The organism is Streptomyces sp. NTD107 (assembly GCF_059510435.1).
Map to the genome: position 1 here is coordinate 136,680 of NZ_JCAJZV010000003.1, position 13,390 is coordinate 150,069.

Below are 13,390 nucleotides of genomic sequence, written 5' to 3' on the forward strand. Positions count from 1 at the left end.
GCGGTCGATGAGTGCGGGGAGCCAGGGCAGAGGTACGCCTGAGCAGGGTGACGACCCGTTCGGGTACCTCTATCGCCCCGAGGGCGGGCAGGGCGGGGCTGGGCAGCCGCAGGCTCCGCAGCCGCCGCCGTCGTACCACCAGGTGCGCCCGGTCGGGGAGCGTACCTTCGCCGGCCAGCGCAACCAGGGCCAGGGCCAGGGGAACGGCCACGGTCAGCAGGACGCGTACTACGCGGCGCCCGAGACCCAGGGCGGCGGCTCCTACGGGGGCGGCGGCCACGGCGGTCACGGCCGGGGGCGCGGCGACCAGGGGCCGCCGAAGCGCAACAGTCTGCTGATCGTCGCCATCGCGGTGGTGGCGGCGGTGGTCGTCGGCGTCGGCGCGGCGGTCCTCTTCAGCGACGGCAACAAGGACGACCAGGACCAGAGCCAGGGCGAGGACCAGACCCCGTCCCCGACCGGCGACAACAGCGACGACGAGAACCCGGACGACGAGGACCCGGGCGACGAGAACGAGGACGAGGACGGCGACCCGGACGGCCTGCTGCCGCTGACCGCCGACCTCACCACCGACGCGCAGCTGAGCAGCGGCGCGGTCCTGGAGTCCAACATCGGCGGCGCCCGGTCGGGCAGCGGCGCCTACGTCGGCGGCATGAACAACCACAACGCGACGGTGACCTGGACGGTCGACTACGACGGCGCGCCGGGGCGGTACTACTTCAATATCGGATACACCGTGGTCGGCGGTGACCAGTCGATGAGCTTCGCGGTCAACTCCGACATCCGCAACGACAAGATCGAGATGAAGGACTGGAACGCGGACTACGTCGAGGACTCGGCCGGCCCGGACCAGCGGTGGACGCGCACCTGGAAGCTGGTGGACCTGGAGAAGGGCGAGAACACCTTCCACATCGGCTGCACCTCGGGCGACAGCTGCGACGTGTACATCGACCAGCTGTGGATCACCGAGGAGCAGGTCACCGACTGACCTGACCCCCGCCGGATCCCCGCCCCGCCTCGCCCCGCGCCACGCCACACCCCCACGCACTTCCTGTACGGCCGCCACCCCCCACCCCGGGCGGCCTTCTTTCATTGCCTCACGGCTTCACCAGCCACTCGCCCCGGCGCATCACCCCCACCACCGTGAAGTCCGCGTCCAGGACCACCAGGTCCGCGTCCTTGCCCTCCTCGATGGTGCCGGTCCGGTCCGCGATGCCCAGCAGCCGCGCCGGGGTGGCGGACAGGGCGCGGACCGCGTGTTCGATCGGCTGGCCGTCCACCGTGACCGCCCGGCGCAGCGCGTGGTCCAGGGTCAGCGTCGAGCCGGCGATCGTGCCGTCCGGCAGCCGGGCCACGCCGTCCGCCACCTCCACCCGCAGCGGGCCCAGCGGGTAGCTCCCGTCGCCCATACCGGCCGCGCCCATCGCGTCGGTGATGAACGCCACCCGGTCCGGGCCGGCCGCGCGCAGCGCGAGGCGCAGCGCCGAGGGGTGCAGATGGGTGCCGTCGTTGACGAGTTCGACGGTGACCCGGTCGTCCTCCAGCAGCGCGGCCACCGGCCCCGGGGCGCGGTGGCCCAGTGGCGGCATGGCGTTGAAGAGGTGGGTCGCGGCCCTGGCGCCCGCCTCGACGGCGGCCCGGGTGGTGTCGTACGAGGCGTCGGTGTGCCCGATGGCGGCGATCGCGCCGCGCTCGGCGAGCAGCCGTACCGCCTCGATGCCGCCGGGCAGCTCCGGCGCCAGGGTCATCATGCGGGCGGTGCCGCGCGCGGCGTCCAGCAGGCGGCGTACGGCGGCGGGTTCGGGGGCGCGCAGCAGCGCCGGGTCGTGGGCGCCGCAGCGGTCGGGGGAGATGAAGGGGCCTTCGAAGTGCAGGCCGGCGAGGTCGCCCTGTTCGACGAGTTCGGACAGCGCGCCGGCCTGTCGGGCGAGGTCGTCGAGGGTGCCGGTGACGGTGGAGGCGAGCAGCGTGGTGGTGCCGTGCCGCCGGTGGGTGTCGATGGCGGTCAGGGCCTCTTCGGCGGTGCCCGCCGAGAAGGAGGCGCCGCCGCCGCCGTGCACATGGATGTCGATGAAGCCGGGGACGATCCAGTGCCCGGTCAGGTCGTGGCTGTCGGCGGTCTCGTCTCCATCTCCGGTGTCGGCGGCGATACGGGAGCCGTGCACCGTCACCCGCCCGCCCCGGTCGACGCCGGTGGGCCGTACGACGTGGGCGCCGGTCAGCGTGGTGCGGGGCTCAGTGCTGGTGGTCATGGTGGCGGCCTTTCGGGGGGTGGGGGCCGGCGGCGGCGCCGGTGACGGCGTCCCAGGCGAGAAGTCCCGCGCCCAGGCGGCCGGCGGCGTCCCCCAGGGCGGCCGGCTCCAGGGGCGGCAGCCGGTGGAAGGCCGCCGCCTTGCGGGCGAGCGCGGCGCGCAGCGGGGTGAGCAGGGTGTCGCCGGCCTCGGCGAGTCCGCCGCCGACGATGATCAGCTCCGGGTCGAGCAGGCTGACCCCGGTGAGCAGCCCGTCGGCGAGCGCGTCGACGGCGGTGTGCCACACGGCGCGGGCGGCCGGGTCGCCGGCGGCGACGGCGCGCGCGGCGTCGGCGGCGGTGGCGGCGGGGTCGCCGCTCGCGGCGGCCCAGGCGCGGGTGACGGCGGCGGCGGAGGCCAGGGTCTCCAGGCAGCCGTGCTGTCCGCAGCCGCACCGTTCGCCGCCGGGCCGTACGACGACATGCCCGATCTCGCCGGCCCCGCCGTGGGCGCCGGACTCCATCCGGCCGTCGATGCTGATGGCGCAGGCGATGCCGGTGCCGAGCGAGACGAAGAAGAACCGCCCGCTGCCGGCCTTGGCCCCGGCGCCCAGCCGGGCCTCGGCGAGGCCGCCGGTGCGTACGTCGTGGCCGAGTTGTACGTCGATGCCGTGCAGACGTTCGCTCAGCAGGCGGCGCAGGGGGACGTCGCGCCAGCCGAGGTTGGCGGCGTAGACGGCGGTGCCGGTGATCTCGTCGAGGATGCCGGGGAGGACGACGCCGGCGGCGAGCGGGGGCGCGCCGTAGCGGTCGCGTCCGGTGTCGTACAGCTCGCGGGCGAAGTCGAGTACGCCGGCGACGACCGCGTCGGGGCCTTCGGCGCGCCGGGTGGGGCGGTGTGCCTGGTATCGGGCGCGGTGCCGTTCGGGGCCGATCAGGGCGCCTTTGAGGCCGGTGCCGCCGACATCGAGGGCGAGGACGTAGCCGTCGTCGTGATCACTGGTCACGGGCCCAGTCTCACCCGGCGGCGGCAAGAGGTCTAGTCCACCTGTCCCCCCTGGGGGCGAACGGGTTGCTCCCGCGGGGTGATACGGGACCTTCCGGCCGTCCGCTCCGGTGGGGGTGGGGCGTTGGGAGGGCATGAGGATGAGCATCGCGGTAGTGCTGGGGTGTCTGGTGTCGCTGAGTTGTGCGGGGTGCGTGTCGGTGCATCCGGGGGGCGGGGACCCGGACGCCTGCGCCGGGCCGGCGGCGGAGCGGCCGGCGTCCTGTGAGGCGGAGGAGGCGGAAGTGGCCGCGCCGGAGGGGGAGTCGGCGGCGCCGGCCGCCTGGGACGGCCTGCCGGAGGAACCGGCACCGGCACCGGCGGGTGAGCCGCACCCGCATCCGGTGCCCGAGCCCTCGCCGGCCCCGCCTGTGCCGCCCGTGCCGCCCGTGCCTTCCGGGCCGGCCGCACCGCAGGAGACGGCGGACGGGGGGCTGCGGCCGGGAGTCGGGGGGAGTCCGCAACCGGACGGCGACGCTGGCCGCGTACCGCCGTCCCTGACCCAGGCGTGTGAGCTGGGGAAGGACATGCTCGACCCGGGTGTGCTCGATCTGTGCCGCTCGGCGGGCAGTTGAGACGACCCGCGCCCTCTCCCCGAATTGTGCACCCGTCAAACCTCCCCGGGGGCAGAGCTGTTGTGAAAGCGATACCGATGGTGACGGTCGTGATCACGGTGCCGCAAGGCAGACTCTGATAATCGCGCGTGGCCGATGTCGAGTCGGTCGCGGTGTGCGATGCAACGGGGCGCAAATGATTTCTGGACAAAGGGGTTGTGACGGTGCGACGTCGGAAGTTCTTGGGAATGACGGCCGGTCTGACCGGGGCCGTCGGCCTTTCGGCGACCGCGTGCGGGGGCGATGACTCCGGCAGTTCGGAGACGGTGCTGAGGCTGGTGGCGGCCGAGTACGGGGAGGCGTCCGACACCGGCAGCTCGCAGCGCTACTGGAATGAACTGGTCGCGGACTTCCGGCTGGAGCACCCGGAGATCATCATCAATGTCGACACGTTGCGCTGGCAGGACGCCAATGCCGAGGTCGCCAGAATGGTGGCCGAGGGAAAAGCCCCCGATATCGCCCAGATCGGCGCCTTCGCGGATTTCGCCGCGGCCGGCAAGCTGTACAAGGCGGATGAACTCCTGCCGATATCCCAGCTCGCCGACTTCGTTCCCTCGCTGGCGATCGCGGGCGAGATGCGCCGGGTGCAGTACGGCATGCCGTTCGCGGCGCGGATCGGGCGGCTCTTCTACAACAAGGACCTGTTCGAGGACGCCGGCCTGGACCCGAAGTCGCCGCCGGAGACCTGGGAGGAGCTGCTGGAGGCGGCGACGGCGCTGCGTACCACGGGGGTTCCGGTGCCGTTCGCGCTGCCGCTCGGTCACGACGACGCGGCGGGCGAGGCCCTGATGTGGATGGTCAGCGGCGGGGGCGGGCTGACCGACAACGCCGGCGGCTACACGATCAATTCGCCGATGAACGCGACCACCTTCAACTGGCTGCGCGACGAGCTGGTGGGTCCGGGCCTGACGGGCGAGAGGGCGCCGGGCTCCACCACCCGGCTCCAGGCGTACTCGGACTTCGCGGCCGGCTCGGTGGGCATGCTGTTCGCCGACCCGGTGCTGATGCGCCAGGCGGACCGGGGCGGGGTCTCGTACGGGATAACCGAACTGCCCGGATCGGAGGCGCCGGCGACCACCACGCTGGGGGAGGCGTCGTGGCTGATGGCGTTCAATGAGAACGGGCACCGGGACCAGATCAGCACGTTCTTGAAGTACGTGTTCACCTCGGAGAACGTCAACTCCTTCTCGCAGCGCTGGGAGCTGCTGCCGGTGACGACGCCGGCCTCGCAGGAGATGCAGGACGTGGAGGAGCAGGGCGAGGCGGGGGAGCGGCTGACGCCGTTCCTCGACGCGCTGCCGACGGCCACGTTCTTCCCGGTGGGCAAGGTGTCGTGGGGGCGGGTCGGCACGCTGGTCGCACAGGGGATCGGGGCGACGGTGGAGCCGGGCAGCGATGTGCCGGGGATTCTCGCGGACCTCCAGGGACAGGCGGAGGAGGCCGACCGGGAGGCGGCGTAGCGTTCATAAGGGGATAAAATGCCCGGGTGAGTGGTGAACGGGGTACGGACGCGGAGCTGTCGGGGCCGTCGGAGCCGTCGGGGCTGACCGAGCGGGAGCTGGCGGTGCTGGCCTTCGCCCGGCAGGGCTGGGCGGAGAAGGGTGCCCGCGACCGGGCGATCCGGGAGCGGCTGGGGATCTCCCCGACCCGCTACTTCCAACTGCTCAACGCGCTGCTGGACGATGCGCGGGCGCTGGCCCACGACCCGGTGACGGTCAACCGGCTGCGCCGGTCGCGGGATTCGCGGCGCGCGGGCAGATAGGGGCGCCCGCTGGGTAGGGTCACCGCCATGGGCACTCCTCCTGGATCTCCCTCCCCTTCTTCCTCCCCTTCCTCTTCTTCCTCCGGGCTGCCGGAGCCGGTGACCGAGGCCGGCCGCTCCGGGCTCGCGGCGCTGCTCGCGCGCCCGGAGCGCGCGCTGGTGGCGCTGGATTTCGACGGCACGCTGGCGCCGATCGTGGACGACCCGGCGCGGGCGTACGCACACCCGGACGCGCTGCCCGCGCTGGCCCGCCTCGCCCCCCGGATCGGGGTGCTGGCGATCATCACCGGCCGCCCGGCCGAGGTGGCGGTACGGCTCGGGGGCTTCGCCGGCCACCCGGAGCTGGCGGGGCTCACCGTGCTGGGCGCGTACGGCGCGGAGCGCTGGGACGCGGCGACCGGCGAACTGCGCACCCCACCGCCGCACCCGGGCATCACGGCGGCGCGTACCGAACTGACGGCGCTGGTGGAACGGGCCGGCCCCGGCGTGCTGCTGGAGGACAAGGGCAACGCCCTGGCGGTGCACACCCGCACGGCCCCGGACCCGGCCGGGACGTTCGCCGCGCTGCGCGAGCCGCTGACCGGGCTGGCGGCGCGGCTGGGGCTGGCGCTGGAGCCGGGGCGGTTCGTACTGGAGCTACGGCCGCCCGGGACCGACAAGGGCGCGGCGCTGACCCGGCTGGCGGCCGGGACCGGCGCCTCGGCGGTGCTGTACGGGGGCGACGATCTCGGCGATCTGGCGGCCTTCGACGCGGTGGCCAAGCTCCGCGAGGAGGGCGTCCCCGGGGTGCGGCTGTGCAGCGGCAGTACGGAGGTCGCGGAGCTGGCGGCGGTCACCGATCTGACGGTGGACGGCCCCGGCGGGGTGGCGGCGCTGCTGTCCGCCCTTGCGGCGGCGATCGGCTGACGTACGGTCAGCCGGCCGGGGGACGGGGGTGGGGCTGGCCCCACCCCCGGTCGGGGGGCCTTCCGGCTCGTGAATGTCAGTGACCCTCGGTAACGTTTGGTGCAGTGACCTTCACGGAACGGAGTCGGGAGATGGGTGCGGTGTTCAACGGCGGCAGTGGCAGGAGCAACAGCGGGACGTCCCGGCGGACGGTGTGGACCCGGGCGGGGCTCGCCGCCACCGGGCTCGGGGCGATCGCCGCCGTGGCGCTGCTGGCGCCGGGCGGCGGGGCGATGGCCGGGGCCGCCGAGCAGCACGGCGACGGCGACGGCGGCCGGCTCCAGCGGGACGCGGAGGCCGTGGTCGCGGCCGGGGCCACCGGGGTCACGGCGGAGTCGGTCGACGCGGCCGGCCGGCACCGGACCGCCCGGGCCGGGGTCGATGATCTGGAGCGGCAGGGCGAGGTGCCGAAGAACGCGTACTACCGGATCGGTTCGGACACCAAGACCTTCGTCTCCGTGGTGACGCTCCAACTGGTGGACGAGGGCAAGCTGTCGCTCGACGACACGGTGGAGGAACTGCTGCCGGGCGTGGTCACCGGCAACGGCAACGACGGCGGTCGGATCACCGTCACCAATCTGCTGCGGCACACCAGCGGCCTCGCCAACTACACGGACATTCTCTTCCTCTCCGACCTGGATCAGTTCACCCCGGAGAACTACCGCGAGACCCGCTTCGGCACCAGCAGCGCCGAGGAGAAGGTGGCGCTGGCGATGACCGAGGCGCCGGGCTGGCTGCCGGACGCCGGCGACCCGCGGGGCGAGACCCGGTGGTCGTACTCCAACACCAACTACATCCTCGCCGGGATGATCATCGAGAAGCTGACCGGGCACCCGTGGGAGCAGGAGGTGCACGAGCGGATCATCGAGCCGCTGGGGCTGCGGCACACGCTCACCCCGGGTACCTCCGCGTATGTTCCGCAGCCCACGGCCACCGGATACATGCAGTTCCCGGGCCGGGAGGAGCTGACCGACACCTCGCTCATGGCGGACGCCGGGGCGGACGGCGCCATCATCAGCACCACCGGGGACATGAACGCCTTCCTGCGGGCGCTGCTGGGCGGCGAACTGCTGGAGCCCGGCACCCTGGAGCTGATGAAGCAGACCGTGCCCGCCGAGGACTTCGCGCCGGGGGCCGGGTACGGGTTGGGCCTCGCGTGGCGTCCGGTGGACGGCGCGTCGGCGGACCGCTGCGCGGACGGTGGGCTGTGGTTCCACGGCGGCACCTCGTTCGGCAGCGTCTCGGAGGCCGGGGTGAGCGTGGACGGCCGCTATTCGGCGGCGGCGGCCGAGTACACCCTGTGGCTGGACGACCAGGACAAGGCGCATGAACAGTTCCAGGCGGGCATCGACCTGGTGAACCGGGCGGTGTGCGGCACGAAGAACTGACGGGTCGCGATGGCCAGGGCGCCCGGGTCAGGGCGTGCGCAGGGCCTCGACCTGGGCCAGGAACCAGTCGCGCGGGGTCAGCGCGGTGGCGGCGGCGGCCAGCCGGCCGGCCCGGGACCGCCGTTCGGCCGGGTCCATGGTGAGCGCGCGGTGCAGGGCCTCGGCGGTGCCGGCGATGTCGTAGGGGTTGACGAGCAGGGCGTCCGCGCCGAGTTCGGCGGCGGCGCCCGCCTCCCGGGACAGCACCAGCGCGCAGCCTTGCTCGGAGATCAGCGGGATCTCCTTGGCGACCAGGTTCATGCCGTCGCGGATCGGATTGACCAGGGCCACGTCCGCCATCCGGTAGGCGGCGAGTGAGCGGGCGAAGTCGTCCTTGACGTGCAGCACCACCGGGGTCCAGTCGCCCCGGCCGAACTCGGCGTTGATGCCCTCGGCGACCCGGGACACCTCGGCGGTGTAGTCGCGGTAGACGGCCAGGTCCTGGCGGGAGGGGTAGGCGAAGGCCACCTGCACCACCCGGCCCAGCCACTGGGGGTGTTCGGTGAGCAGCCGCCGGTAGGCGAGGAGCCCGCGGATGATGTTCTTGGACAGCTCGGTGCGGTCCACGCGCACGATGGTGGCGCGGTCCCCGACCTGGGTACGGAGCGCGGCCAGCCGCTCGTCGACATCGGGCCGGTGGGCGCGCTCGCGCAGGAAGTCGCCGTCCGCGCCCAGCCCGTGGACGCCGATCCGGGTGGTACGGCCGCCGTACGTGACGGTGAAGGCGTCCGCGCCGGTGCCGGCCTCCGGCACCTCCCGTACCTCGGCGCCGAGCAGTTCGGCGCAGCAGTCCGCGAAGGCACGGGCCCAGCGCCGGGTCAGGAACGCGGCGCGGTCGGCACCCAGGATGCCGAGCAGCACCTGCCGGGCGACGGCGTCGGGCAGCACCCGGTAGAGGTCCGGGGGCGCCCAGGGGGTGTGCGAGAAGTGCCCGATCCGCAGGTCGGGGCGGCGTTCGCGCAACAGCGCGGGGACGAGGGCCAGGTGGTAGTCCTGCACCAGGACGCTCGCGCCCGGCGCTGCCTCGGCCGCGAGGGCGTCGGCGAAGGCGGCGTTGTACGTCTCGTAGCCGCCCCACTGAGCCTCGAACGCGGCGTCGTACACCGGCTCCAGCGGGGTCTGGTAGAGCAGGTGATGGACGAACCACAGCACGGAGTTGGCGATGCCGTTGTAGGCGGCGTCGAAGATGTCCGGGGGGATGTCCAGCATCCGTACCGACTGGCCGCCGGTGTCGGCGGGGTCGAGGGTGCCGGCGCCGGCCCGGGTGGCGGCCTCGCGGTCGGCGGGGCCGAGCGCCGCGCACACCCAGGTGCCGGCGGCCGAGCCGAGGGCGGAAAGACCGGAGACCATTCCGCCGCCGCCGCGCCGGGGGGTGAGGCTGCCGTCGGCGGCGAGCGTGTAGCTGACGGGGCCACGGTTGGACGCGACCAGAACCGGAGGTGCCTCGGATGCCTCAGATGCCTCGGAGGCTGCTGCAACGCCCATGCCCCGACCCTAGCCACCCGGCCCCCCGCACAAACGTGCCGCCGGTCACCCCCGGCGTGTCCGCCCTCCGCCGGCCGGGACCGTGCTCCGCTCCCGGCCCGCTGGGCGGAGCCGGGGCGCGGGTGTGTGCCCACGCCCCGGCCCCGGGCGGGTCCGGCTCCGGGGCTTCACCCCCGGCGCGCCCGCACGCCGTGCGGGCGCGGCCCTTTCCGGCCCGGCAGGGGCTACGCGGCCTGGCGGGCCGTGTATTCCGGGATGGTCGACATCGGGGGGCGTTCCTCGGTGTGGATCGTGTGGGTGAGCGGGGAGAAGCCGCCTTCCGCCAGCCGTTCGAACTGCATGATGCCCTGCTGTACGGGGACGGGCCCGTGGCCCGGCAGCCGGCTCTGGGCGGTGCGCATGATCGCCGCCGCCATCCGGCCCAGGGCCTGGCCGTCCTGGTGGCGGTGCTTGCGCACCCCGACGTCCACCTGGCCGACCGCGTTCAGCCCGGCCAGGTGCAGGGTGTCGACGAGCAGGCCCAGCTCGACCCCGTACCCGACGGGGAAGGGCAGCTGTTCGAGCAGGGTGCGCCGGGCCGCGTACTCGCCGCCCAGTGGCTGGACGACGCCGGCCAGCTGCGGCCAGTGCAGGTTGAGCAGCGGGCGCGCCACCAGCTCGGTGACCCGGCCGCCCTGGTGGGCGCCGGACGGGGCGTCGCCCAGCGGGCGGTCGTACATGGCCTTGACCAGGTGCACGTCGGGCTCGGTGAGCAGTGGCCCGAGGATGCCGGAGACGAACCGGGAGTCGAACTCCCGCAGGTCGGCGTCCACGTAACAGATGATCTCGCCGCTGGTGGCCATGAGGGAGCGCCACAGCACCTCGCCCTTGCCGGGCACGGTGGGCATGCGGGGCAGGATCTCGTCGCGGTGGACGACCTTGGCCCCCGCCGCGGCGGCGACCTCTCCGGTGCGGTCGGTGGACCCGGAGTCCACCACCATCAGCTCGTCGATCAGGGGGACGGTTTCCATCAGGTCGCGGCGTAGCGCTTCCACGATGGTGCCGACGGTCGCTTCCTCGTTCAGCGCGGGAAGCACGACGCTGACGCTGCCCGCCGGGCCGGCCGCGGCTTTCGCGTCCAGCAGCCGTCGTAGCGAGCGGTCAGCGGCAGTCCAGGACCGGCGGCTCAGCCACTCCTCAGCCTCTTCCAGCACGAATGTCGCTCCTGTTCGCTTCGACCGTATAAGTCGGGTAGGTCAGGTAGGTCGGATCTATCGGGACCATCACCAATGGAAGGATTTGGCCCTTATCGGTGGTGCCCAGTCCGGGCGAGAATATGTCTGTCTCCTCATCGTCTCTTCGTCTCGCGGATCGGACGGCCCGAGCCATTGTCCGGGGCGTCCGTTACAGTCTCGAACAGTGCAGGTGTCCTCCGCATATCGGGGACGCTGCGCGGTCAAGCGAACACAATCGAATACCGCTCATCCAGAGGGGCAGAGGGAACGGCCCGTTGAAGCCCCGGCAACCCTTCCGCCGGTCTCGTAACCGATGCGAGGCTCCCGGTGGGGAAGGTGCCAATTCCGTCCTGTGGCGAAATCCGCCATGGGGAAGATGAGGAGAAGGGCCTCGTACCCATGCCTGTGCTGTCATCGCACACCTCCACCCCCACCGCGCCGGCCGGCGCCACCGGATCCCCCGTGGATCTCGGCCCCGCCGTGGCGCTCTCCTGCCGGGAGTGCGGGGAACGGTTCCCGCTCAGCCCGATCTTCGCCTGCGAAGCCTGTTTCGGCCCACTCGAAATCGCGTACGATCTGCCGACCGGCGACCCCGAAGCGCTACGAGCCGCCATCGAGGCCGGACCGCACAGCATCTGGCGCTACGCCCCGCTGCTGCCGGTGCCGGCCGATGTCGCCTCCAAGCCCAATCTGAACCCGGGCGACACCCCCCTCGTCAAGGCCGACCGGCTGGCCGCCGCCCTGGGCCACACCGGCGAGCTGTATGTGAAGGACGACTCGGGGAACCCCACCCACTCCTTCAAGGACCGGGTGGTCGCCAACGCCGTGGAGGCCGCCCGCGCCTTCGGCTTCACCACCCTGTCCTGCTCCTCCACCGGCAATCTGGCCGGTGCGGTGGGCGCCGCCGCCGCCCGGGCCGGATTCCGCTCCTGCGTCTTCATCCCGCACGACCTGGAGCAGGGGAAGATCGTGATGGCCGCCGTCTACGGCGGCGAGCTGGTCGGCATCGAGGGCACCTACGACGACGTCAACCGGTTCTGCAGCGAACTGATCGGTGACCCGGCCGGCGAGGGCTGGGGCTTCGTCAACGTCAATCTGCGCCCCTACTACGGCGAGGGCTCCAAGACCCTGGCCTTCGAGATCGCCGAACAGCTGGGGTGGCGGCTGCCGGACCAGCTCGTGATCCCGATCGCCTCCGGATCCCAGCTGACCAAGATCGACAAGGGGCTCAAGGAGCTGATCGCGACCGGCCTGGTCGAGGAGAAGCCCTACAAGATCTTCGGGGCCCAGGCCGAGGGCTGCTCCCCGGTCTCCCAGGCGTTCAAGGCCGGGCACGATGTGGTGCGGCCGGTGAAGCCGGACACCATCGCCAAGTCCCTGGCCATCGGCAACCCGGCCGACGGCCCCTACGTCCTGGACATCGCCCGGCGCACCGGCGGCGCGGTCGAGGACGTGACCGACGCGCAGATCGTGGACGCCATCAAGCTGCTCGCCCGCACCGAGGGCATTTTCGCCGAGACGGCGGGCGGCGTGACGGTGGGCGTGACCCGCAAGCTGATCGAATCCGGGCAACTGGATCCGGAACTCACCACGGTCGTACTGAATACCGGCGACGGCCTGAAGACCCTGGACGCGGTGGCGCCGACCACCGGACCCACCGCCATCATCCGCCCGAATCTGGACGCTTTCCGAGAGGCTGGCCTCGCATGAGTGTGACTGTCCGAATCCCGACCATCCTGCGCACGTACACCGACGGCAAGTCGGAGGTTTCCGCCGACGGCGGCACGCTGCGCGACGTACTCGCCGATCTGGAGAGCAACCACCAGGGGATCGCCGCCCGGGTGCTGGACGACGAGGGCAGACTGCGGCGTTTTGTGAATGTGTATGTCAACGACGACGACGTGCGCTTCGCCGAGGGCCTGGACACCGCCACGCCGGACGGGGCGGGCGTCTCCATCATTCCGGCGGTGGCCGGAGGCTGCTGACGGCACTCCACCCCGGTCACCCCGGTCCACGCTTCATCACATTTTCAACAACCGCCCCGGAGCTGCCCGCTTCGGGGCGGTTGGGCGTTTCCGGGGCGATAGAGTGGGTCACGCGCCGTGCTGGCCCGTCCGATGCCAGCCGCATATGAATTCGCGACACTTCTCGACGAAAACGCGCGGAAATTCGCTGCACCAATTGCCGGATTGGCGCGATAAGGCGGGCGAGAAAGATTCAGCTTTACTCTATTTTGCGCAATTTGCCCGTTTGGGCGCTCCAATAATTCTCTGCTCAATGGCCTGTTGCACAGGGCGTCCGTCCAGATACATTCAGCGGCGGTCGACGCGTTCCGGTCTGACCCGGGCCCGCGAAGTGCGGTCTCGCGAAAGGGCCAGCAACATGGGGAGTTTGGAATGGCTCAGGGCACCGTCAAGTGGTTCAACGCGGAGAAGGGATACGGCTTCATCGCGGTAGACGGTGGTGCGGATGTGTTCGTCCACTACAGCGCGATTCAGATGGACGGTTACCGCACCCTGGAAGAGGGGCAGCGGGTCGAGTTCGAGATCTCGCAGGGACAGAAGGGGCCCCAGGCCGACATGGTCCGGGTGACCGTCTGAAGCGCCGACCGTACTACCACCGCAGCCGGCGAACCGGGGCCCGCACCCAGCGCGTATCAGCGCATGGG

The 13,390-nt window shown here is 72.2% G+C and carries 13 protein-coding genes and 1 riboswitch; of the genes, 9 read left to right on the top strand and 4 right to left on the bottom strand.

The window, feature by feature from the left end; translation table 11 throughout:
- Positions 1-7: 7 nt before the first annotated feature.
- On the top strand, positions 8-988 hold the full coding sequence (locus AC5WRL_RS08195) for a carbohydrate-binding protein (RefSeq protein ID WP_496087681.1): 981 nt from the start codon (positions 8-10) through the stop codon (positions 986-988).
- Positions 989-1,097: 109 nt separating this feature from the next.
- Here AC5WRL_RS08195 and nagA read toward each other — a convergent pair whose 3' ends face one another.
- Positions 1,098-2,252 carry an N-acetylglucosamine-6-phosphate deacetylase gene (gene nagA, locus AC5WRL_RS08200; RefSeq protein WP_496087682.1) on the bottom strand — a complete coding sequence of 385 codons (1,155 nt, stop codon included), beginning with the start codon at positions 2,250-2,252 and terminating at the stop codon, positions 1,098-1,100.
- Positions 2,236-3,237, bottom strand: a complete 1,002-nt coding sequence (locus AC5WRL_RS08205; RefSeq protein WP_496087683.1) for an ROK family protein — start codon at positions 3,235-3,237, stop codon at positions 2,236-2,238. The genes nagA and AC5WRL_RS08205 overlap by 17 nt, the downstream gene beginning before the upstream one ends.
- A gap of 139 nt (positions 3,238-3,376) precedes the next feature.
- On the opposite strand from AC5WRL_RS08205, the gene AC5WRL_RS08210 reads away from it, so the two are divergent.
- The 5 genes from AC5WRL_RS08210 (at position 3,377) to AC5WRL_RS08230 (ending at position 7,984) form a co-directional block, all read left to right on the top strand.
- Positions 3,377-3,850 carry a hypothetical protein gene (locus tag AC5WRL_RS08210; protein WP_496087684.1) on the top strand — a complete coding sequence of 158 codons (474 nt, stop codon included), beginning with the start codon at positions 3,377-3,379 and terminating at the stop codon, positions 3,848-3,850.
- A 227-nt stretch (positions 3,851-4,077) separates the two neighbouring features.
- Positions 4,078-5,349: an ABC transporter substrate-binding protein gene (locus AC5WRL_RS08215; protein ID WP_496087685.1), complete on the top strand. Its 1,272-nt coding sequence runs from the start codon at positions 4,078-4,080 to the stop codon at positions 5,347-5,349.
- Positions 5,350-5,405: 56 nt separating this feature from the next.
- Complete coding sequence (locus AC5WRL_RS08220; RefSeq protein WP_496087997.1) at positions 5,406-5,651, top strand: DUF3263 domain-containing protein; 246 nt, start codon at positions 5,406-5,408, stop codon at positions 5,649-5,651.
- Positions 5,652-5,678: 27 nt separating this feature from the next.
- Positions 5,679-6,557 (top strand): trehalose-phosphatase, encoded by an 879-nt coding sequence (otsB, locus tag AC5WRL_RS08225; protein ID WP_496087686.1) that lies wholly within the window; start codon positions 5,679-5,681, stop codon positions 6,555-6,557.
- Positions 6,558-6,688: 131 nt separating this feature from the next.
- Positions 6,689-7,984, top strand: a complete 1,296-nt coding sequence (locus AC5WRL_RS08230; protein ID WP_496087687.1) for a serine hydrolase domain-containing protein — start codon at positions 6,689-6,691, stop codon at positions 7,982-7,984.
- 27 nt (positions 7,985-8,011) lie between these two features.
- Here AC5WRL_RS08230 and AC5WRL_RS08235 read toward each other — a convergent pair whose 3' ends face one another.
- Together AC5WRL_RS08235 and AC5WRL_RS08240 are read right to left on the bottom strand one after the other, a co-directional pair.
- Positions 8,012-9,508 (bottom strand): alpha,alpha-trehalose-phosphate synthase (UDP-forming), encoded by a 1,497-nt coding sequence (locus tag AC5WRL_RS08235; RefSeq protein ID WP_496087688.1) that lies wholly within the window; start codon positions 9,506-9,508, stop codon positions 8,012-8,014.
- Positions 9,509-9,732: 224 nt separating this feature from the next.
- Entirely contained in the window at positions 9,733-10,701 is a 969-nt protein-coding gene (locus AC5WRL_RS08240) for a glucosyl-3-phosphoglycerate synthase (RefSeq protein WP_496087689.1), read from the bottom strand.
- A 264-nt stretch (positions 10,702-10,965) separates the two neighbouring features.
- A riboswitch (SAM riboswitch) is annotated at positions 10,966-11,105 on the top strand.
- 16 nt (positions 11,106-11,121) lie between these two features.
- On the opposite strand from AC5WRL_RS08240, the gene thrC reads away from it, so the two are divergent.
- The 3 genes from thrC (at position 11,122) to AC5WRL_RS08255 (ending at position 13,322) form a co-directional block, all read left to right on the top strand.
- Positions 11,122-12,432 (top strand): threonine synthase, encoded by a 1,311-nt coding sequence (gene thrC, locus AC5WRL_RS08245; protein WP_496087690.1) that lies wholly within the window; start codon positions 11,122-11,124, stop codon positions 12,430-12,432.
- Positions 12,429-12,707 carry a MoaD/ThiS family protein gene (locus AC5WRL_RS08250; protein WP_496087691.1) on the top strand — a complete coding sequence of 93 codons (279 nt, stop codon included), beginning with the start codon at positions 12,429-12,431 and terminating at the stop codon, positions 12,705-12,707. Before thrC ends, AC5WRL_RS08250 begins: the two co-directional genes overlap by 4 nt.
- A gap of 411 nt (positions 12,708-13,118) precedes the next feature.
- A complete protein-coding gene (locus AC5WRL_RS08255) occupies positions 13,119-13,322 on the top strand; it encodes a cold-shock protein (protein WP_362961383.1) in 204 nt (67 codons plus the stop codon).
- Positions 13,323-13,390 lie beyond the last annotated feature (68 nt).